The sequence below is a fragment of the Brucella sp. NBRC 12953 genome, from assembly GCF_040369775.1.
Classification (GTDB): Bacteria; Pseudomonadota; Alphaproteobacteria; order Rhizobiales; family Rhizobiaceae; genus Brucella; species Brucella pseudogrignonensis.
The window spans coordinates 189,343-211,123 of record NZ_BAABSV010000002.1 but is presented as its reverse complement, the minus strand read 5'-3'; the positions used below and the strand labels follow the sequence as shown (position 1 = coordinate 211,123).

Sequence of the window (21,781 nt, the reverse complement as noted above, 5' to 3'; positions counted from 1 at the left end):
ACAATAGCTAAAGCGCATCGCGCTTTAGAGCTTTGCGCTTTAGAGCAAAGCAGCTAGTAAATTATGCATATCACTGGGGAGAGAGTGCATAACGGCCATGGCCGCATCCAATAAGAGAGCGACGATCCATGATGTGGCGCGCCTGGCAGGCGTGTCGATCAAGACAGTTTCACGCGTTTACAATGACGAGCCGAATGTCCGCGATACGATCCGTGAGCGGGTGAAAGAGGCGGGTGCTGAATTACGCTATCGCCCTAATGCCGCGGCGCGCAATCTGGTCGAGCGCCGCTCGCATCTCATCGGATTATTCTTTGAAAATCCAAGCCACAGCTATGTCACGGAATTGCAAGTCGGGGCGCTGGATCGTCTGCGAGGCACGCGTTATCGACTGCTGATATTTCCAGTCGAGAACCGTGCGGATATTCGCGGATCGCTGATCGAAACGGCCCATGCTTCAGGCCTTGATGGCATTATCGTAACACCGCCCATGTCGGATGATCCCGAGATTTTGCAGGAGCTGATTGCCTCAGCCATGCCTTTTGCGCGTGTGGCGGGTGATTTCAATGTGCATCCGACTGACAGCGTTGCCATCGACGATGAGGCGGCCACGCTCGATCTGATGAAGTATCTGCTCGATATGGGGCATCGCCGGATTGCGATTGTGATTGGCGATCTGACCCACCGCTCGGCGCAGCAGCGTCTGGCAGGCTATCGCCGTATGCTTGATGAAGCGGGGATTGATCACAATCCCGATTATGAATTTGAAGGCGGCTTCAGCTTTTCAAGCGGTCTGGCTGCAGGCAGAAAACTGCTATCGCTACAAAACAGGCCGACTGCCATTTTTGCTTCGAATGACGACATGGCGGCTGCTGTTCTGCAGATTGCCTATGATTACAAGATTGATGTGCCGGCCGAACTAACGGTTGTTGGCTTCGATGACAGTGCGATTGCCAGCATGGTGTCGCCACAGATTACGACGGTGCGTCAGCCAATCCGCGAAATGACGCGTGATGCCGTGGATATGCTGCTCCACCAGATTGATACCAACAACACATCGCCGTCGCGCCATATCGAATATAAGCTGATTATCCGCCAATCTTCGGGCAAGGTGGCGGAGTAAAGCATGTCTCCCAAAAGCGGGAACCCTGTTTTGAGTTAAAGACATGGGTAAAAACATGAGTTTATAGCATTTCCAGCAAAAGTGCGAAGCGGTTTTGCGTCGGATAATGCGTAAAAACAAATAGTTACAGTGGTTCCAACGATTCATTTCTAACTGGAACCGCTGTAAAACGGGGCCGGTATTTCCGGCCCCGCTTCATTTCTTACGATGGAAGAACGTCTTCCAGTCCCTTGGTCAGTTCCAACGCCTGACGTTCGAACATGCGGCGATAGATGCCGCCCGGTTTGCGGATGAGCGCATCGTGATCACCTTCTTCAAGGATTTTGCCCTTGTCGAAGACCAGCAAGCGGTCAAGCGCGCGAACTGTCGAAAGCCGGTGTGCGATGACAAGCGTTGTACGACCGATCATCAGCCGTTCCATCGCCTGCTGAATCAGCACTTCCGATTCTGAATCAAGGCTCGATGTTGCCTCGTCCAGAATTAGGATTGGCGCATCTGCCAGAAATGCGCGGGCAATCGCCACACGCTGACGTTCACCACCCGAAAGCTTCACACCGCGTTCACCAACGAGCGTTGCATAACCTTTTGGCAGACGCATGATGAAGTCATGCGCACTGGCAAGCATGGCTGCATGCTCGATCTCTGCCTGTGTCGCGCCGGGGCGAGCATAGGCGATGTTTTCGGCCAGCGTCCGGTGAAACAGGATTGGTTCCTGCTGCACGATAGCAATCTGCGATCTGAGTGAAGCCTGTGTGACTTCGGCAATGTTCTGTCCATCAATCTTGATGGCGCCACCACTCACATCGTAGAGACGCTGGATGAGCTTGATGAAAGTCGTCTTGCCCGAACCCGAATGACCGACCAGACCAACCCGTTCACCGGCTTCAATCCTGACCGAGAAGTCGCGATAGAGAGCCGTGTCGTGACTGCCATAATGGAAGGTGACGTTCTCAAACGTGATCTCGCCATTTCCGATCTTGATCGCGTTCGCACCTTGCCTGTCGGCAATGCCGTAAGGCTCGGCCTCGATCTGAACCAGCTCCTCCATATCGTTGACCGAACGCTGCAGGTTGCGGATATGCATACCCACATCACGCAGATAGCCCTGCAACATGAAGAAGGCCGTCAGAACGAAGGTGATATCACCTGCCGTTGCCTTGCCCTGGCTCCAGAGATAGAGCGCAAAAGCAATGACCACGCCGCGCATCACCAGCAGGTTTACACCCTGAATGAAGCCGTTCAGCGTGCCGATCAGCCATGTGCGGCGTGTCCGCGAGCGCCACTTGGTGACGACCTTGGCAAGACGCCCATCTTCCCGACCTTCCGCACCGAAAGCCTTGACAACAGCGTTGCACGAAATGGCATCGGCCAAAGCGCCGCCCATACGTGTGTCCCAGCTGTTGGCAAGCGTTGCAGCAGGCGCAACAAAGCCCAGCGAAATCACAATCGTGCAGACGATGAAAAGCACCGAGCCGATTGCAACCAGCAGGCCCATCATCGGCCAGTACCATGCGAGAAGTGCTACTGAGCCGAAAAGCATGAGGATAGACGGCAATAACGCAATCAGCAGCGTGTCATTGAGCAGGTCAAGCGCCCACATGCCGCGCGAAACCTTACGCACGGTCGATCCGGCAAAAGCATTTGCATGCCAGTCGGTCGAAAACCGCTGTAGCTTGCGAAACGAACTGGCTGCCATGTCACTCATGATCTTCAGCGTGAAGTCGGTGATGACATAGAACGTCAGCTGACGCGTAATCAGCGCCAGTGCGCCCAGCGCAAGCAGGATAATCAGCGCGTGAATGGCAGCATCCCATGCGCCATCCTGACCGATCGAAAGCGCATCGACCAGCCGCCCTGAATAGAGTGGTGTGAGGACGTCTGCGGCCGTTGCAAGCAGCATGCTGATAATAATCAGCGTCAGCCGCAGAGGCTGACTTCGCCAGTGGCTGAAGGTGTAGCCGAGGACATTGCGGAAAGCAGGTCCCCGGAAATTGATACGAAACCGAGTCATATGAATAATACCAGGCCGCGCGAAGACGGATTCTGGTTCCTTTAAAATCATTTTCATTAAAAGCACGAAGCGGTTTTGCGTCGAACGATGTTTGAAAACGAAGACAAAACAAACAGCTGCTGAGAGCTGCGGCAAATTTGGAAGTTGTTAGGAATATGCCCTTTTAGGGAGGGCGATCAGGCCTTAGCCTGCAACACGGGCCAAAGACCTAAAGCTTGGATGCCCCCGCGTTAACACCGGGCACCGACGGAAATGGATAGACACGCATCTCATACCTCTTGCCAGTGTTTCAGATGGCTGCACAATAAATGAGCAAATCTATTTGCCAAGTGGCAAAATGCAGAAACTTAATTTCAATCTATTGAGTGTGGCAAAAATGCTGCCTTACAGCTTTCGCGGCCATGCGGCGAGCTTGCGCGAAAAATGCGAGATGGTTGCATGTAAAAGCATGGTGAAGGCGGCCAGCACGAACAGGCTTGCGAACATCAGATCGACCTTGGCGCGACCATTGGCGAGCAGCATCAGATAACCAAGACCTTTTGATGCTCCGACCCATTCGCCCACTACAGCCCCAATTGGTGCATAGACGGCAGCAAGACTTAACCCCGAAGCAAGCGACGGGAAAGCTGCGGGAATGCGTACACGAAACAGAATTTGCATGGGCTTGGCGCCAAGGTTTTCGGCGGCATTAATCAGCGTCTGATCCGTCCGTTGCATTCCATCCAGAAAGGTGGAGACGACCGGAAAGAAGATCATCAGAATGGTAACGGCAATTTTCGATGCCGGTCCATAGCCGAGCGAGAGTGTTAAGATCGGAGCGAGTGCAAATATCGGAAGCGCCTGACTGAACACCATCACCGGCATGACAAGCCGTTGTGCGAGCGGCGACATCATCAGCCCTATGGCTGTGAGAACGCCAATGGCAGAGCCGAGAAACAGCCCGCCCAGCACCTCGCCAAATGTCACGACTGCATTATCGGCGATCAACTGTGCATTGGTGATGAGTGATTGCACGACGTCGAGCGGGCCGGGCAGGATGAAGCGCGGCATCTGCCAGATGCTCACCACAGCCTGCCAAAGTGCCAGCACAGCAAACGCCGACAGAAACCCGTCGGCGATGCGTTTTTTGCGCGAGCGAGGAGCGATGCGCGTCATGCTCCCTTAAGACCCCCCGAAATACCCATGCTCCAGAAGTTCGCTTCGAGCCTGCTTGCGGTTGCAAAAATCTGGCAGAGCTTTGGCCAGCGCGGGCTACTCTCGAAATCCGTGCCGATGCGGTCTTTTGCAGCCTGATCAAAAAGCTTTCCAACCGTGTGGCACATCTCCTGATAATCAGCGCCTGCATAGGTGTCGATCCACTCTTGATAGGGTGTGCCGGTATGTGCGGTGGCTGCCAGATTGACCCCGATTTCGCCATAGCCATGCGCGCAGGGAACAAGCGCGGTCAGCAGGTCGAGGAAATCGCCTGCCTGCCCGCAATCGAGTACGTAGCGCGTATAGGCGAGGTTTTCCGGCTCTTCTTTTGTGTTGTAAAGATCGTCTTCGGTTATGCCTTCGCGTGCGCAGATTCCGACATGCAGCGGCAGTTCTGTGACCGCCAGCCCATGCATGATTTCGGCGCAGAGCCGCGTTTCCTGCAAGCTGCCTGCCTTCACGACACCCAGCGCAAAGGCGCGGGCATAGTGATGCAGATAAACGTAGTCCTGCCTGAGATAATGCAGGAATGCCGATTTCGGCAGCGTGCCATTGCCCAGTCCGCGGACAAATTCATGATCGATATAGGGCTTCCAGTCATCCAGCGTTGCGGCACGCAGGCGGGTGAACAGTTCAGATGAATAAAGCGTGTTACTCATGACTTGTCACCTCCCGCGTTGACGTCGATTGCAAATTTCTCGACAGGCAGGATCGAAGGCACGAGACCGTTATCCTTGAGATAGGTTTCGTAACGGCTCCAGCGTCCATAATCGAGGCTTGCGGGTGAGCGCGAGAAACGGGCAACCGTGTCTTTCCAGGCGCGCTGATTCAGCTCGTCTTTGAGTTCAGAACTGTAAGACGCGAACAGGTCGTAGCTTTGCTCTGGATGATTGACGATATATTGCGCGGCTTTTTCGGTGGCTGCCAGAAAGCGCGAAATCCGTTCTTTTTCGTTCGCATCCAGCTTGTTTGAGTTGGCGACATACACCAGCTCGTCATAGACCGGCACGCCCTCCTCCTCGACGAAGAAGCATTTGCCCGCAACCCCTTCAACCGCCATCTGGTTGAGCTCGACATTGCGATAGGCACCCATCACCGCATCAACCTGTTTCGACATCAGCGATGGTGCGAGCGAGAAGTTCACATTGATAAGTTCGACATCTGAAAGCTTTATGTCGTGGTTTTTGAGAATGGTGCCAAGTACCGTTTCTTCAACACCAGCGACCGAGAAGCCGATCTTCTTGCCTTTGAGATCGGCAATCGAATTGACCGAGCCATCGTCACGCACCATCAGGCAGTTGAGCGGAGAATCGACCAGAGTGCCGACACGGATCAGCGGAATATCGGCATGAACATCGAGATGCACCTGCTGCTGATAGGAAATTGCCAGATCAGCCTGTCCAGCCGCAACCATTTTGGGCGGCACAGAGGCGTCTGCGGGCGCGATGATTTCCACATCAAGACCCGCGTCCTTGAAGTAACCGAGCTTGTCGGCCACGATGATCGGCCCATGATCCGGGTTCACATACCAGTCGAGTATGAGTTTGAATTTATCGTTCGCGTGAGCAGCCTGAGCTGACATCAGGGCGAACGAAGCCGTGGCGCTGAAAAGCGCAGCAAAAATCAGTTTTTTCAATGTTTCCTCCGGTTAGAGCGCATCCCGAAAAGTGTGAAGCGGTTTTCGGACAAGATGCGCGTTAAAGCGAATATTAGGTCTACTTTAGATAGGGGCGTGTAACTTCGATCCACTGCCGAACGCGGGCTTCCGGATCAGGATTGAGAGTGATGTCGGTGACGACGGATACAATGTCAGCTCCGGCTTTAAAGACGCCCGGCGCGCGCTCCACATTCATGCCGCCAATGCCAACGAGCGGAATATCACCAAGGGTGGCTTTCCATTGGCTGACGCGGTCCAGTCCCTGTTCATGCCATTTCATCTTTTTGAGAATGGTCGGATAGACAGGGCCGAGCGCGATATAGGCTGGCTTTAGCGCTAATGCGCGATCAAGTTCAGCCTCGTCATGGCTGGATACACCGAGCTTCACACCGCTCTCACGGATTGCATCGAGATCGGCTTCATCAAGGTCTTCCTGACCGAGATGTATGAAGTCGCAGCCTTCCTCAATCGCCAGTTTCCAGTAGTCATTGACGATGAGCTGGCAATCATATCGCGCGCAAATTTCGCGAGCTGCACGAATTTCTGCGCGCAGTTCAGCGTCGTTCTTATCCTTGATGCGCAGCTGCACGAGTTTGATGCCAAGCGGCACCATGCGCTCACACCAGCTGGCGCTGTCAAAGATCGGGTAGAACGGATCAAGGGCCATTACAAAAATGCCTTTCCGAGTAATGGAGTGGAGGGGGCAGCCATGTCGCGGGCTTCAATCGGATCGGCTTCATAGGCGATGCGCCCAGCTTCAACAGCGAGTGCAAAAGCGCGGGCGATAGCGGCTGGATCACCTGCTTTGGCAACGGCGGTGTTGATTAGCACGGCATCAAAGCCAAGTTCCATGGCGGTTGCAGCGTGCGATGGCACGCCAATACCGGCATCCACGACCAGTGGAATATCGGGGAAATGCGCACGCATGGTTTTAAGCGCATAAGGATTGTTGAGGCCGCGACCTGAACCAATCGGCGCGCCCCATGGCATCAACACCTTGCAGCCTGCCTCAATCAGTTTCTCCGCAACCACAAGATCGTCATTCATATAGGGAAAGACCTCAAAACCCTCATCGCAGAGAATTCGTGCTGCTTCCACCAGTCCGAAAGGATCGGGCTGCAACGTGTCGTGATCGCCGATGACTTCAAGCTTGATCCAGTTTGTGCCGAAAACGTCACGGGCCATTTTTGCCGTGGTGATTGCTTCGCGTGCGGTATGGCACCCGGCAGTATTGGGCAAAACCGAAACACCCAGATCCTTGATCAGTGTCCAGAAGTCCTGACCGGCACGCATATTTCCGCTCTCGCGCCGCAGCGAAACCGTCACGATTTCCGACTTTGACGAGCGGACGCTGTCAGCAAGAATAGAGGGGGACGGATATTGCGCCGTTCCCAATAGCAGGCGGCTTTCAAATGTTTTTCCGTAAAATTCCAGCATCTTAGCCTCCCTGCATCGGCGCGAGCACTTCGATGCGATCGCCTTCGCCGATCAGCGTTTCCTCGCGTTCATCGCCTGCAATGAATTCGCCATTGAGCGCGGTTGCGACCACCGCTTCATCAAGTTCGATTTCTGCAAGCAGAGCGAAAAGATTGGCGCTTTTGGTCTCAAAGACCTCGCCATTTAAAACGATGGTCATGCCAGGTTCTCCAGAAGTTCAGGTTGTTGTTCGGTCTTGGTTGCTGCCGCAACCGCCATGCGTGCAACAGCAGGCGAGAGCAGAAAGCCGTGCCGGTAAAGCCCGTTGACATAGATTGTCTGGCCACGCTTGCGCACACGCGGCAGGTTGTCGGGGAAGGCGGGGCGGGCATCGACGCCGGTTTCCAGAATTTCCGCTTCGCCAAATGCCGGATGCAGCGCATAGGCGGCGCTTAACATTTCCAGCGTCGAGCGAACGCTGATGCCGCCTCTCTCATCGCTTTCGATCATGGTTGCCCCGATCATATGAATGCCGTCACCGCGCGGCACGATGTAGAGCGGAATGCGCGGATGCAGCAGGCGCACAGGGCGTGAAAGATTGATGTCGCGGGAGCGAACCACCAGCATTTCGCCCTTTACGCCGCGCAGCTCCTGCAATTGATCGCGCGCTGCCAGACCACGCGCATCGACGGTGATATCGGTGTCGATTTTTACATCTTTCGCATCTTGCCCGAGATGAAAGACGACGCCTTTCTTTTGCAGGTTTTCGGCAAGTTCGATCAGTGTATTGCGCGGATTGAGGTGGCCTTCCTCAGCAAAGAAAAGCCCATGCCGGAAACGGCCTGCAAGGTCCGGCTCCAGTGCATCAATCTGTTCGGAATCAATTGTGTCGAAGGCTGCCGTGCGACGGGCGAAGCGGCGCAGTTCAGTCGTATCGCGTGTGTGGGAAATGACGAGCGTGCCCTTGCGGTGGACTGTCGAAACATGCCGTTCCCACCAGCTAATCGCTTCTTGCCCCAGCCTGACGACGGGCTCTTCCGCACTCTCGCCTTCGCACCACGGGGCCAGCATTCCGCCTGCAAACCAAGAGCAACTGTCGGAGCCGATTGCGGTGCTTTTGGCAACCACAGTGACGGCGTGGCCTTGGTCACTAAATTCTGCGGCACAGGCAAGACCTGCAACACCCGCGCCGATGATGGTGACGCGCATTATGCAATCTCCCACAAGGCGTGGAAATGATGCACGGGGCCGTGCCCGCTTCCGACCTGCAACGTGTTAGCGGACCGGATGGCCGCTTGCAGATAGCTGTGCGCTTCACGAAGGGCCTTTTCCATCGAAAGCCCCTTGCCAAGTCCCGCTGCAATTGCTGATGAAAGCGTGCATCCGGTGCCATGGGTGTTCTGCGTGTAGATACGCGGCGCTTCCAGCTGGATCGTCGGCAGATTTGCACGGATGAGAAGGTCGGTGCAGATGTCGCCCTCAGCGTGCCCGCCTTTCATCAGCACAGCCTTTGCACCAAGCTTGAGCAAAGCGCGCCCCTGTTCTTCCGCCTCATCATTATTTCGCGCGATGGCACAATCGAGCAGGCAAGCTGCTTCCGGTCGGTTTGGTGTCAGAAGGCATGAAAGCGGGATCAGTTTTTCGCGCAATGTCGAGATTGCGGTTTCGCTCAAAAGCCTGTCGCCGGATTTCGCCACCATCACCGGATCAAGAACCACCGGCCCAGAGAAATGCCCAAGGCCTTTGGCGATTGTCTGAATGGTTTCCGGCACCGACACCATGCCGATCTTGACCGAAGCCACATTGAGATCGCTGAAGACTGCATCAATCTGTGCCGCAACGATTTCAGACGGAACATCGTGGACTGCTGTGACCGCTAATGTGTTCTGTGCGGTGATCGCTGTAATGACGCTTGCACCATAGACGTTCAGTGCTGAAAAGCTCTTTAGATCAGCCTGAATGCCAGCACCGCCGCCGCTGTCGGAGCCAGCAATAGTCACGCAAATAGGCACGGATGCACCATTGCTGCTGCTTGCTTTTGTTCGGGAGAGGCTTTGTCTTAAGTCCATCATGTCGTCTCTCATTCCGAACGGAAAATTGAGACGTCATGAACGGGTTTTGGGGCTTTGCCCCACGGAAGATGAAATCCTCCTTGTTCGCGACGCGCCAAACTCCGTTCCCTACGCAGGTATTACCCGGATCAGGTTCAATGGGTTAACGCGGTCAGCGTCTCTCAGCCTTTTGTGTCGCAAGGTCGGATGGAAAACCGTTTAGCGCTTTTCCTGATCTTGCTTCGAAGGCACCCCAACGAATTTTGTGTCTTAAGCATAGGCCGGAACAGCAGGCCGGTCAAGAGACTGTAAAACGACAAATTGCAGGCGCTAAATTAGGGATTTTGATAATTTGTATATAATTTGTTAAAATTATATACTGTAAGCTATCCACCGGATTGCATCGTCCTGCTACAGACAGTTTGATCTGATTCTCCGGGTTAACTCTCGCATGAGAGCGGAAAACATCCAGTCAGGATTTGTCTGATGAGGGACCAATGATGAGGAAGCGGGAAGCCGGTGAGGCTCACTCGGGTGATGCGATGGTGCGCACATCCGACGAGGATTTCCGTATTCTTTTTACAACTCATCCGACACCCATGTGGGTCTATGATCCTGAAACGCTAGCATTCATTGTCATGAATGAAGCGGCCCATGCGCTTTACGGCTATTCTGCAGACGAAATCCCCGGCATGACAGTGCTTGATATCCGTCCGCAGACCGAGCGGGAGCGGATGTTTGCAGCCGTGCGCGACAGAAGCGATCTTGAGCGTCCCGAACGCTGGCAGCATCTCAAAGCCAACGGCGAAACCATCGAGGTTCTCACTTACGGACGCCAGGTCGTCTTCGACGGCAAGCAGGTCATTCTGGCAATCGTTCAAGACATGACCGAACTGGCAGAGGCGACCCGGCAGGCAAGTCATGTGCAGTCTCTGCTTGATGGACTGGTCAACAACATGCCGCTTGGTGTTTTCGTCAAGGATATGCAGGACGAAGGCCGATATGTTCTCTACAATCAGGCAGCGTCCACGATCAGCGGTCACAATATCGACCATGTAGTTGGCTCGATCGACGCCGAAATTTTCCCAAGCGAGGAAGCAAAGCTTCTGACGCAGCAGGATCGGCTGGCAATGCGCCGCGGCGATGTGTTGACGATTGAGCGGGATATTCGTTGTGCTGACGGCACACCGCGCCGGATGCGGATCATCAAACGTCCCATTCCACCTGTTGAAGGCGATAAATCGCGTTACCTGATCGGGCTTGTCGAAGATATTACTGAGCGACGCGAGACTGAACAGCGCATGACGCATATCGCCATGCACGACAGTCTGACGGACCTGCCGAACCGTGCCTATTTTTCGCAATATATTGAAAATATTCTGAAAAAGGGCGACAGCGCTCCGGCGTTTGCGCTGTTCTATCTCGACATCGACCACTTCAAGACCATTAATGACAGCAGGGGCCACCAGATAGGTGATCTGCTGCTCAATCAGGTGGCGACGCGTCTTAAGAACATCACGACTTGCGATCAGTTTCTCGCGCGACTTGGTGGCGATGAATTCGCCATCATCTATCGCAGCGATGCGATTTCGCAGATTGCCATGTTTGCGGACCGCCTTCTTTCAGCTTTTCAGGATCCGTTTGATCTCGGTGATACGACGGAATTCGTGTCTTGCAGTCTTGGTATCGCTCAGGCGCCTCTGCATGGTGAAGATACCGACGTGCTGATGCGCAATGCTGATTTGGCGCTTTATGCCGCCAAGGCGGATGGTCGGCGAACGTTCCGCTTCTACCAACATTCGCTGCGACTGGCTGTTGAGAAACGCCATGCGATGACAACTGATCTGCGGGTGGCCTTGGCCGCGAAGCAGTTCGAGCTGCATTACCAACCGATCTTCAATCTGGAATCAGGTCGTATATCCGGGTTTGAAGCCCTGCTGCGCTGGCGTCATCCATCGCTGGGCATGGTCTCGCCGGTTGAGTTCATTCCGATTGCAGAAGAAGCCGGGCTTATCGGCCCCATCGGCGATTGGGTGCTGAGACAGGCTTGTTGTCAGGCAGCTTCCTGGCCGGATGAGATCAAAGTTTCGGTCAATCTTTCTCCGGTGCAGTTCAATCAGACGACGCTGCTCGATTCCGTCACGGAAGCGCTTGATGAGGCGGCTTTATCTCCAGAACGTCTCGAACTTGAAATCACGGAATCCGTTTTCCTGCAAAACAGCAAACACAATATCGAACTGCTGTTTGAGTTGCGTCGCCTGGGTGTGCGGATCGCCATGGATGATTTTGGCACTGGCTATTCATCGCTCAGCTATCTGCGCTCGTTCCCGTTCGACAAGATCAAGGTTGACCGCAGTTTTGTATCGGGCATCGAAGTCGATACCCGTGATCTCGCGATCATTCAGGCGGTCGCCACGCTGGGCGCTGGTTTTCGGATTGTAACGACTGCTGAAGGCGTGGAAACCACGCAGCAGCTTGAATGCCTGCGCAAGCAGAATTTCGGCGAGGTGCAGGGCTTCCTGATGGGGCGTCCGATGCCTGCAGCTGAGGTGCCCGAATTCATCCAGACCCGCTGCGGATCAATCCTCGCTGTAATGCAGCCGCAGAACGAAATGGCCATCTGAAAATCATTTATGAATAAGGCTTGACCTTCCAACGGTGGGAAGGGTTACTTATGATGCAACTCAGTATCTAGCCCTTTAAAAAGGGGCTGCAGCATCGGCTCAAAAATCGGCAACGATCTTCGGAAAGCACGATGCGCAGAAGAAGGGATTGCCATGAACAAGCCAGTCAAATCCGAAAACACAAGTTTCGCCATTCCCGTCGAGGGCATGAGCTGTGCCTCTTGCGTGTCATCTGTTGAGAAGGCTGTCGCGAAAGTACCGGGCGTTGACAAGGTGTCTGTCAATCTTGCAACCGAGCGCGCCGATGTGACCTTCAAGGCCGCACCCGACATGCCAGCAGTCATCGACGCGATCCGCAAGGCAGGCTATGATGTGCCATCAGGAAGTGCCGATCTCGCCATTGAAGGCATGAGCTGCGCCTCCTGTGTGAGCAAGGTTGAAAAGGCATTGAATGCCGTGCCAGGCGTAACCCGCGCCAGCGTTAATCTCGCGACCGAACGCGCTCATGTCGAATTGGCTGGCCAGGTGCCGCTTGGTGATCTTGTCAAGGCGGTTGAAACCGCGGGCTATGAAGCGCGTTCTCTTGAAGAGGCACGCAGCGATGCCAAGCAGGAAACGCAATCTGACAAGCGCGATGCGGAAGCGCTTGAGCTGAAAAAGAACGTCATCCTTGCTGCGGTTCTGACCCTGCCGGTTTTCATTCTTGAAATGGGATCGCATATCGTTCCAGCGGTGCACATGTTCGTCATGGACACGATTGGAATGCAGAACAGCTGGTATTTCCAGTTTGTGCTGACAACACTTGTCCTCTTCGGCCCGGGTATGCGCTTTTTCAAGAAAGGCATTCCGGCCCTTCTGCGTGCCGCACCCGACATGAACTCGCTGGTGGTTGTCGGAACAGCCGCCGCATGGGGCTTTTCTGTCGTTGCAACCTTCTGGCCGGATATTCTGCCGGCAGGAACAGTCAACGTCTATTTCGAGGCCGCTGCTGTCATTGTCACGCTGATCCTGATTGGCCGTTATCTGGAAGCTCGTGCCAAGGGCCGAACCTCGGCTGCGATCAGCCGTCTCGTTGGCTTGCAGGCCAAGTCGGCCCGCGTGCTCCGCAATGGCGACGCGATCGATGTGCCACTTGAAGATGTGCGGGTCGGCGATGTCGTTCAGGTGCGTCCGGGCGAGAAAGTCCCCGTCGATGGCGAGGTGATCGAAGGCTCGTCCTTTGTGGATGAATCGATGATTACCGGCGAACCCGTACCCGTTGCCAAAGAAGAGGGCGCGGAAGTCGTCGGCGGCACGATCAACAAAACCGGCGCCTTCACATTCCGTGCAACCAAGGTTGGCCGCGATATGGTCATCTCGCAGATCGTGCGGATGGTTGAGGACGCGCAGGCTGACAAGCTGCCCATTCAGGCCAAGGTTGATAAGGTCACTGGCTGGTTCGTGCCTGCAGTTATGGCTGCTGCGGTCCTTACTTTCATTGCATGGCTGGTTATCGGCGGCACAGCCATGATGGGCTACGCGCTGGTCAATGCTATTGCGGTTGTCATTATCGCCTGCCCATGTGCCATGGGGCTTGCAACGCCGACCTCGATCATGGTGGGCACGGGTCGCGCTGCAGAATTTGGCGTTCTGTTCCGTCGTGGTGACGCGCTGCAAACGCTGCGTGATGCATCGGTGATTGCGGTCGACAAAACCGGCACGCTGACACAAGGTAAGCCGGCTTTGGCGCATTTCGCTGTTGTCGATGGCATCGATAAGGATGAAGCCCTGGCGCTGGTTGCAGCGGTGGAAGCACGTTCCGAACATCCAATTGCTGATGCGATTGTGACGGCTGCAAAGGAAAAGGGACTGAAGCTTGCCGATGTTTCGGCCTTTGAGTCCGTTCCCGGTTTCGGGCTTAAGGCCAGCGTTTCGGGTCGTGAAGTTGCCATTGGTGCTGATCGCTATATGGCAAAGCTCGGTCTGGATGTAGCGGTGTTTGCGGATGATGCGAGCCGTCTTGGCGATGAAGGCCAGACCCCGCTTTATGCAGCAATCGACGGCAAGCTCGCTGCCATTATCACGGTTGCCGACCCGATGAAGGAAACCACGCCTGCCGCCATTGCTGCCATGCATGAGCAGGGTCTCAAAGTCGCGATGATTACCGGCGACAACCGCCGCACTGCTCAGGCGATTGCCAAGCGCCTTGGCATTGATGAAGTGGTTGCGGAAGTGCTGCCGGACGGCAAGGTCGAAGCTTTGAAGCGCCTTTCGGCTGGGGGCAAGCGCATTGCCTTTGTGGGTGACGGTATCAATGATGCACCAGCTCTGGCTTACGCCGATGTGGGTATTGCGATTGGCACAGGCACCGATATTGCGATTGAAAGCGCTGATGTTGTGCTGATGTCAGGTGATCTGCGTGGCGTGGTCAATGCGATTGCAATCTCAAAGGCCACAATCCGCAACATCAGCGAAAACCTGTTCTGGGCTTTTGCCTATAACGTGGCGTTGATTCCGGTTGCCGCTGGTATTCTTTATCCGTTTACCGGCACGCTTCTTTCGCCGGTGCTGGCAGCAGGTGCGATGGCGCTTTCTAGCATTTTCGTACTGAGCAATGCCTTGCGCCTGCGCAGTTTCAAAAGCCCAATGGCCTGATTATAGGGTTATCCTGTCGGCAGTCTTCTCGCTGCCGACAGGCGATATTGCTTTTAAACATTTGCCACTGGATTTTTTATTTTGCCGCCTATGTGGATGAGCAGGCAAGCCGTGTTGCGCAGCAATCAATTTGCTGCGACACTTCTACCAATATGAGGCCTACCCAAATCAGAAATGCATCGAATTCGGTTTAATCCGTGCATCTTTGTTTCAAGTAACAGTCATGCACGGCGGGACTGCAGTCACTACTTGAAGGGGGTAATGTCTTGCTTGTTTCTCTGACGTCTATTCTGTTTTTACTGATTGGTCTTGCGCTCGGCGCAGCCGGTATCTACCTCGCCACATTGGGTGGCAGCTGGGCCTTCATAGCGATTGCTGTAGGCTTTCTGCTGACCGGCTTCTTTCTTCTCAAACGAAGCTCTCTGGCGCTCTGGATTTACGCGCTGGTCATCCTTGGAGCGCTCGGCTGGGCGGTTTATGAAGTTGGCTTCGATTGGTGGCGGCTTGGCTCAACCGGCGGCATCATTGTTCTGCTTGGCCTTTGGCTGCTCACGCCATGGGTCAGAAAGCCGCTGAACGGCGGTGGCTTGCCACTCACGATAGCGACGCTCGCAGCACTTGTTGTTGCCGGCTATTCGATGACGCAGGACCCAACCAGCATCAATGGCAACCTACCAACGGAAAAGGTTGCCGCAACGCCTGATCTCGGTGGCAATGTGCCTGATGGTGAATGGCACCAATATGGGCGCACACCTTACGGACAGCGCTACTCGCCGCTTGCACAGATAACGCCTGAAAATGTCTCCAAACTTCAGGTCGCCTGGCAATACCAGACCGGTGATGTGAAGCAGCCGGAAGATGTGGGTGAAACCACCTATCAGGTGACGCCACTCAAAATCGGCGACTCGCTCTTCCTTTGCACGCCGCATAACTGGGCTATCGCCCTTGATGCTGCGACCGGCAAGGAAAAGTGGAGGTTCGATCCGAAGGTCGGCTTCAACACCGATCGCCAGCACCAGACCTGCCGTGGCGTCAGCTACTGGAAGGATTCGACTGCAACTGCTGGTGCGAAATGTTCAGAACGCGTTTATCTGCCGACGTCTGACGCTCGTCTGATCGCGCTGGATACGCAAAGCGGCGAGATCTGCACCGATTTCGCCAATGGCGGTACGCTCGATCTCAGCCACGGCATGAAATATAATCCGGCAGGTTACTACTACTCAACCTCGCCACCGGCGGTCGTGGGTGACAAGATCATTGTCGGCGGTGCCGTCAATGATAATTACTCGACTGAAGAACAGTCGGGCGTCATTCGCGCCTTCGATATCCGTACCGGAGAGCTGCTGTGGAACTGGGATTCGGGAAATCCCGATGTCACCACACCTCTGCCGGAAGGCCAGCACTATACGACCAATTCTCCGAACAGCTGGTCGGTATCAAGTGTTGATGAAAAGCTTGGTCTGATCTTCATTCCACTTGGCAATCAGGTGCCGGATCAACTCGGCATGGGCCGCAGCGAAAATGTCGAAAAATATTCGTCGTCCATCGTGGCGCTGGATGTGAACACCGGGCAGGTGAAGTGGGTTCGCCAGACCGTCCACCACGATCTGTGGGACATGGACGTGCCAGCACAGCCGGTCCTGCTTGACATCAACGGCGTTCCCGCGCTGGTTGGTCCGACCAAGCAGGGCGATCTCTATGTACTCGACCGCCGCACTGGCGAGCCGATTATCCCGATCAGTGAGATGGCAGCACCGACCGGCGCAATCCCGGAAGATCACACATCACCAACGCAACCGATCTCTGATCTGACATTCAGCCCGCCACCGCTCAAGGAAAGCGATATGTGGGGCGTGACATTGTTCGATCAGCTCGCTTGCCGCATTGCGTTCCACAAGCATTTCTATGAGGGACGTTACACGCCGCCTTCTCTCAAAGGCACGATTGTCTATCCGGGCAATTTTGGTGTCTTCAACTGGGGCAGCGTGGCGGTCGACCCTGAGCGTCAGGTGATGTTTGGTATGCCGACCTATCTCGCTTTCACCTCGCGCCTTGTGCCGCGTGCGGATATTCCGCCGCGCGGTCAGGACGAGAAGGGCAGCGAACAGGGCCTGAACCGCAATGATGGCGCGCCTTACGGCGTGTTCATGGGGCCATTCCTGAGCCCGCTGGGCATTCCGTGTCAGTCGCCGCCATGGGGCTATGTCGCGGGTGTCGATCTGCGCACAGGCAAGACGGTCTATAAGCACCGCAACGGTACGATCCGTGACATGGCACCGGTTCCGCTGCCATTCAAGGTGGGCGTACCGGGCATTGGTGGTCCGATGATCACCGCTGGTGGCGTAGCCTTCCTGGGTGCTGCGGTGGATGATTATCTCCGTGCTTATAATCTCACCAATGGTGAGGTTCTGTGGGAAGCGCGTCTGCCTGCAGGCGGTCAGTCCACACCAATGACCTACACCGTCGGTGATCAGCAATTCGTGCTGATGGTCGCGGGCGGTCATGGTTCGGTCGGCACCAAGCCGGGCGACTATGTGATTGCCTATACGCTGCCGAAATAAAGCGCGTCTTTCGGACCGAGATGCGCGTAATACCAAAACTCCATGAGTATGACTCATGGAGTTTTGGTTAAGCCCGAGTGGCAATTGAACTTTTTCAAGGCGTGATGCGTCAGCATCTTGAGCCGCCTTGGTATAAAAGTAATCGACAGCGCACATCAAACAGAAACGCCGGGAAATTCCCGGCGTTTTGCTTTTATGCTCTTATCTCTCAAAGGCGCCCGTCAGATTTTTCCGTGCAACAATTCGCCTTTGCGCGGGGCTGGGCGAACGGCCTTCGGTGCGCTGTGGCTGGCAAGCTCATGGATGATCGGGCAATCGGGCCGGTTGTCGCCATGGCAATTATGGGCGAGGTGACGCAGCGTATCAGCCATGTTCTGCAACTGCTTCATCTTGGCTTCGAGGTCTTCGACATGCTGCAATGCGACTTTCTTCACATCGGAAGATGCACGATTGCGGTCGCGCCAGAGGGCAAGCAGTTCCTTGATCTGTTCGACCTGAAATCCAAGATCACGACTTGATCGGATGAAACGCAGCGTTTCGACATCATTTTGCGTATAGACGCGATAACCCGAGCTGGTTCTGTCGGCAGCCTCGATAAGCCCGATGGTTTCATAATGGCGGATCATTTTCGCCGATATGCCCGATGCTTTGGCGGCTTGCCCGATATTCATCCCATTCCTCGCTGTTTCCTGATTTTACAGGATATAGGAACGGTGAGGCGCTATTCAAAGAGCCTTTTGGGCAAGTATTATACGATTATCAGGCTGAAAAATTTTGATGGTTAGAAATTCCCTCCTGTCAGATAGCTGACAGGAGGGACCGTCTCGAAATATATAATCAGGCAGAGAAATAATTCTGCGTGCCGTGCGCCTCGATAGCCTGTGCAAGGCGTTCCAGCGCATGAACATAGGCTGCCGAGCGAACAGTTACCTTGTGTTGCTTGGCATGGTTCCAGATGGCGCGGCCTTCACGTTCCATGATGGTCTTCAGGCGCTCATGGATTTCTTCAAGCGTCCAGTAATAGCCCTGGCGATTCTGAACCCATTCAAAGTAGGAAACCGTCACGCCGCCGGCATTGGCCAGAATATCCGGTAGAACGATAACGCCCTTTTGCTCGAGAATTTTGTCGGCTTCGGGCGTCACAGGACCGTTTGCCAGCTCAACAATCAACTTGCTCTTGATGGAAGCGGCGTTGTCGACATGGATCATGTTTTCCATGGCGCTTGGCGCAAGCACATCGCAATCAACTGCAAGCAGTTCATCAGCGCTGATCGCTTCATGACCGTTGCTGCCAGCGGTGGAAACAACCGACTTGCCCTGATCCTTGGCTTTCAACAACAGGTCAAGATCAAGACCGTTTGCGCAATAAACAGCACCCGACGAATCCGAAACGGCAACGATCTTATGGCCGTCGCTGGCCATCAGTTTTGCAAAGAACTGACCGGCATTGCCGAAGCCCTGAACGGTGACGCGAAGCTGCGAAGCAAGGCCAAGATCATGCGCCAGATGGCGAACGAGATAGAAGCCGCCGCGTGCGGTCGCATCATTACGGCCCAGCGAACCGCCAAGTGCCAGTGGCTTACCGGTGATAACCGCAGGCGAAGACTGGCCGACGATCTGCGAATATTCGTCTGCCATCCAGCCCATAATCATGGAGTTGGTATAGACGTCCGGTGCCGGAATATCGCGGTCCGGGCCGATAATGCCGGAGAAAGCCTGAATATAGGCACGCGAAAGGCGCTCAAGTTCTGCCTTGGAAAGCTTGCGAGGGTCGACCTGGATTGCACCCTTGCCGCCGCCGTAAGGCAGGTTCATGACGGCGCACTTGAAGGTCATCCAGAAAGCGAGTGTTTCGACTTCTTCAGCCGTTGATTCGGGATGGTAGCGAATGCCGCCCTTGGTTGGTCCGCGGGTGTCGTCATAACGGCAGCGCCATGCAAGAAAGGATTTGCGCGAACCGTCATCCATACGGATCATCAAGCGCACTTTCATCGTTTCACGGGCGTATTTCAGCTTCTCGATAACATCCGGATCGATATTGATGTGGCTTGCAGCCTCGTCCAGACGAACGAGTGCGCTTTCGAGTAGATTCTCCTTAGTCATCAAATCACCTTTCTTGCTTTTATCCCTCTTTAAAGAGGCGTTTATGAACGCTTGAGTAGCGCTTCACGCAATAAAAGAAAAGAGAAAAGGACAACAATATTGTCCTATTATGATAAAAACTATTTGGAAGCTTTCTAATATTATTAGTTACTAATATTAAGGACTTGGCGGTTCCATCTGGTTGTCGTCTCGGACAACCAGAAATCTGCCAAACCCAAGCTTGACCAATCAGGCGCTGGTCAGCTCTGCTTTAAAAATCCGCGCTCAACACCTTCCGCGATAATCCGCTGTGCAGCTTCCCAAAGCGTGTCTGATGCGTGGGAAATCGGTGACTTCCGGTCAAGCACCACAGGCGCAGTTACGCCCGGCGTATGCCAGGTGCCGCCACTTGTGAAGAAGTTGTGCAGGAGTGGCTGCAGCCGATCCATCGCGCGGGCAAACTGCGCTTCTGCTGTTTTGCGTGCCTCGAACTCATCCCAAAGGGCGCGGAATTCCAGCGCCTGATCTTCGGGCAGAATGCCGAATATCCGGGTGGTTGCCTGCATTTCACGCTCTTCCTGATCGAGTGCACCCGCGTCGTCATAGATGAAGGTATCGCCTGCATCGATCTCAACGATGTCATGGATGATCAGCATCTTGAGCACACGCAGCAGATCGACATTCTCATTCGCATGTTCCTGCAAGACCATTGCCATCAGCACCAGCTCCCAGGTGTGTTCGGCATCGTTTTCGCGGCGCGACGCATCCAGCAGCGGTGTCCGACGAATGACCTGCTTCAGCTTTTCGACTTCAAGAATGAACTGGAACTGTTGCCGCAATCTGGCATTCGGCACGAGACTCGCGAATTCGCTTTCAGGCAGGTCGAGCGGCTTAAGCGGCAGTGTGTCGGTCATTGGCAATCCAGTCGTAGCGTTGGTCGAAACAATCAAATGCCCGGCTACTACTGGCTTGCTGCCGATCGAATTGCAACGCCTAATCATCCATGAAGCATCATGTCGCGAAATGGTGCCGATGTCGTATTTATGACGTCTTTTGACGCAAGCCTGCTGTCGATATCGTCTGCGACCCAATACAAATATCTACAGAGGTTTTTCATGCGCCACATGGGAGCGTGAACCGTAAGACTGGTGGTTTGTATATGTCCCGCTTTTCGTTAGCTTCTATCGTTGGCAACGCGCTTTCCGGTAACAAGAACTGGAAGCCGCAATGGCCGAATGCCGAACCCAAGGCCGAATATGATGTGATCATTGTCGGCGCTGGCGGGCATGGTCTGGGTGCCGCCTATTATCTGGCCAAGGAACATGGCATCACCAATGTTGCGGTCATCGAAAAAGGCTGGCTTGGCGGCGGCAATACCGGGCGCAACACCACCATTATCCGTTCCAACTATCTCTATGATGAGAGCGCGCATCTATACGAACATGCGATGAAGCTGTGGGAAGGCTTGAGCCAGGACCTCAACTACAATGTCATGTTCTCGCAGCGCGGGGTGATGATGCTGGCGCATACGGTGCATGATGTGCAGAGCTTCAAGCGTCATATCCATGCCAATCGTCTCAATGGCATCGACAATGAATGGCTGACCAAGGAGCAGGCGAAGGAATATTGCCCACCGCTCGATATTTCGGCCAATGCGCGTTATCCGGTTGTGGGTGCCACCTTGCAGCGGCGCGGCGGCGTTGCCCGTCACGATGCGGTTGCATGGGGCTATGCACGCGGTGCGACGGAGCGCGGCGTTGATATCATCCAGAATTGCCCGGTTACGGCCATTCGTCGCGATGCATCGGGTCGTGTGACCGGCGTTGATACGCCACGCGGTTTCATCAAGGCGAAGAAAGTGGCGGTGTCTGCTGCTGGCAGCACATCTATTGTCATGGATACGGCAGGCGTACGCATGCCGCTTGAAAGCTTTCCGTTGCAGGCGCTTGTGTCCGAGCCGGTTAAGCCGATCTTCCCTTGCGTGGTCATGTCCAACACGGTTCATGCCTATATCAGCCAGTCTGACAAGGGCGAGTTGGTGATCGGTTCCGGTACCGACCAATATGTGTCCTACAGCCAGCGCGGCGGCCTGCCGCTGATTGAGCATACGCTTGCGGCGATCTGCGAAGTCTTCCCGATCTTCACCCGTATGCGGATGCTGCGCAAATGGGGCGGTATCGTTGACGTGACGCCGGATCGTTCGCCGATCATTGGCAAGACGCCGGTTCCGGGCCTGTTTGTGAATTGCGGCTGGGGCACGGGTGGCTTCAAGGCGACACCGGGTTCGGCGCATGTCTTTGCGCATACAATTGCCCGCGACGAGCCACACTGGATCAATGCGCCATTTACGCTTGAACGCTTCACCACCGGTCGCCTGATCGATGAAGCGGCTGCGGCCGCCGTAGCTCACTAAGCAGATAGGGGAAACACA

General features: G+C 54.8%; 17 protein-coding genes and 1 riboswitch. Of the genes, 5 read left to right on the top strand and 12 right to left on the bottom strand.

Translation table 11 applies throughout. The annotated features are described in order from the left end of the window. Window positions 1-97: 97 nt before the first annotated feature. Complete coding sequence (locus tag ABWV94_RS04915; RefSeq protein ID WP_007873368.1) at window positions 98-1,120, top strand: LacI family DNA-binding transcriptional regulator; 1,023 nt, start codon at window positions 98-100, stop codon at window positions 1,118-1,120. A 202-nt stretch (window positions 1,121-1,322) separates the two neighbouring features. Here ABWV94_RS04915 and ABWV94_RS04910 read toward each other — a convergent pair whose 3' ends face one another. The 9 genes from ABWV94_RS04910 to thiD all read right to left on the bottom strand — a co-directional run bounded on the left by ABWV94_RS04910 (window position 1,323) and on the right by thiD (window position 9,467). Further along, a complete protein-coding gene (locus ABWV94_RS04910) occupies window positions 1,323-3,131 on the bottom strand; it encodes an ABC transporter ATP-binding protein (RefSeq protein ID WP_194779141.1) in 1,809 nt (602 codons plus the stop codon). A 384-nt stretch (window positions 3,132-3,515) separates the two neighbouring features. After that, entirely contained in the window at window positions 3,516-4,286 is a 771-nt protein-coding gene (locus ABWV94_RS04905) for an ABC transporter permease (RefSeq protein WP_353412741.1), read from the bottom strand. Continuing rightward, entirely contained in the window at window positions 4,283-4,984 is a 702-nt protein-coding gene (gene tenA, locus ABWV94_RS04900; protein WP_113158860.1) for a thiaminase II, read from the bottom strand. The genes ABWV94_RS04905 and tenA overlap by 4 nt, the downstream gene beginning before the upstream one ends. Beyond that, the gene (locus ABWV94_RS04895; protein WP_113158861.1) at window positions 4,981-5,961 is read right to left on the bottom strand and encodes an ABC transporter substrate-binding protein; all 981 of its coding nucleotides are present in this window, start codon (window positions 5,959-5,961) and stop codon (window positions 4,981-4,983) included. The genes tenA and ABWV94_RS04895 overlap by 4 nt, the downstream gene beginning before the upstream one ends. A 79-nt stretch (window positions 5,962-6,040) precedes the next feature. Next, a complete protein-coding gene (locus ABWV94_RS04890; RefSeq protein ID WP_113496030.1) occupies window positions 6,041-6,649 on the bottom strand; it encodes a thiamine phosphate synthase in 609 nt (202 codons plus the stop codon). After that, window positions 6,649-7,419 (bottom strand): thiazole synthase, encoded by a 771-nt coding sequence (locus tag ABWV94_RS04885; protein ID WP_105518105.1) that lies wholly within the window; start codon window positions 7,417-7,419, stop codon window positions 6,649-6,651. Before ABWV94_RS04885 ends, ABWV94_RS04890 begins: the two co-directional genes overlap by 1 nt. Before the next feature lies 1 nt (window position 7,420). Further along, complete coding sequence (thiS, locus tag ABWV94_RS04880; RefSeq protein WP_007873380.1) at window positions 7,421-7,618, bottom strand: sulfur carrier protein ThiS; 198 nt, start codon at window positions 7,616-7,618, stop codon at window positions 7,421-7,423. After that, on the bottom strand, window positions 7,615-8,607 hold the full coding sequence (gene thiO, locus ABWV94_RS04875) for a glycine oxidase ThiO (RefSeq protein ID WP_113496029.1): 993 nt from the start codon (window positions 8,605-8,607) through the stop codon (window positions 7,615-7,617). Before thiO ends, thiS begins: the two co-directional genes overlap by 4 nt. Continuing rightward, entirely contained in the window at window positions 8,607-9,467 is an 861-nt protein-coding gene (thiD, locus tag ABWV94_RS04870) for a bifunctional hydroxymethylpyrimidine kinase/phosphomethylpyrimidine kinase (protein ID WP_113496205.1), read from the bottom strand. Before thiD ends, thiO begins: the two co-directional genes overlap by 1 nt. A gap of 91 nt (window positions 9,468-9,558) precedes the next feature. Next, a riboswitch (TPP riboswitch) is annotated at window positions 9,559-9,715 on the bottom strand. A gap of 234 nt (window positions 9,716-9,949) precedes the next feature. Between thiD and ABWV94_RS04865 the strand changes: the two genes are divergently transcribed. The 3 genes from ABWV94_RS04865 (at window position 9,950) to ABWV94_RS04855 (ending at window position 17,268) form a co-directional block, all read left to right on the top strand. Beyond that, entirely contained in the window at window positions 9,950-12,073 is a 2,124-nt protein-coding gene (locus tag ABWV94_RS04865; protein WP_409558561.1) for a putative bifunctional diguanylate cyclase/phosphodiesterase, read from the top strand. 153 nt (window positions 12,074-12,226) lie between these two features. Then, window positions 12,227-14,707: a heavy metal translocating P-type ATPase gene (locus ABWV94_RS04860; RefSeq protein WP_113496028.1), complete on the top strand. Its 2,481-nt coding sequence runs from the start codon at window positions 12,227-12,229 to the stop codon at window positions 14,705-14,707. Window positions 14,708-14,973: 266 nt separating this feature from the next. Then, window positions 14,974-17,268: a glucose/quinate/shikimate family membrane-bound PQQ-dependent dehydrogenase gene (locus tag ABWV94_RS04855; RefSeq protein WP_113496027.1), complete on the top strand. Its 2,295-nt coding sequence runs from the start codon at window positions 14,974-14,976 to the stop codon at window positions 17,266-17,268. Between the two features lie 221 nt (window positions 17,269-17,489). Here the strand turns inward: ABWV94_RS04855 and cueR are convergent, their stop codons facing one another. The 3 genes from cueR to ABWV94_RS04840 all read right to left on the bottom strand — a co-directional run bounded on the left by cueR (window position 17,490) and on the right by ABWV94_RS04840 (window position 20,264). After that, window positions 17,490-17,939 carry a Cu(I)-responsive transcriptional regulator gene (gene cueR / locus ABWV94_RS04850; protein ID WP_007873386.1) on the bottom strand — a complete coding sequence of 150 codons (450 nt, stop codon included), beginning with the start codon at window positions 17,937-17,939 and terminating at the stop codon, window positions 17,490-17,492. 166 nt (window positions 17,940-18,105) lie between these two features. Next, a complete protein-coding gene (locus ABWV94_RS04845; RefSeq protein ID WP_007873387.1) occupies window positions 18,106-19,371 on the bottom strand; it encodes a Glu/Leu/Phe/Val family dehydrogenase in 1,266 nt (421 codons plus the stop codon). Between the two features lie 239 nt (window positions 19,372-19,610). Beyond that, window positions 19,611-20,264, bottom strand: coding sequence for an HD domain-containing protein (locus ABWV94_RS04840; RefSeq protein WP_113496026.1), 654 nt, complete (start codon window positions 20,262-20,264; stop codon window positions 19,611-19,613). Window positions 20,265-20,509: 245 nt separating this feature from the next. Here ABWV94_RS04840 and ABWV94_RS04835 point away from each other — a divergent pair, with 245 nt between their 5' ends. Next, window positions 20,510-21,763: a sarcosine oxidase subunit beta family protein gene (locus tag ABWV94_RS04835; protein WP_064320104.1), complete on the top strand. Its 1,254-nt coding sequence runs from the start codon at window positions 20,510-20,512 to the stop codon at window positions 21,761-21,763. Window positions 21,764-21,781: the final 18 nt, after the last annotated feature.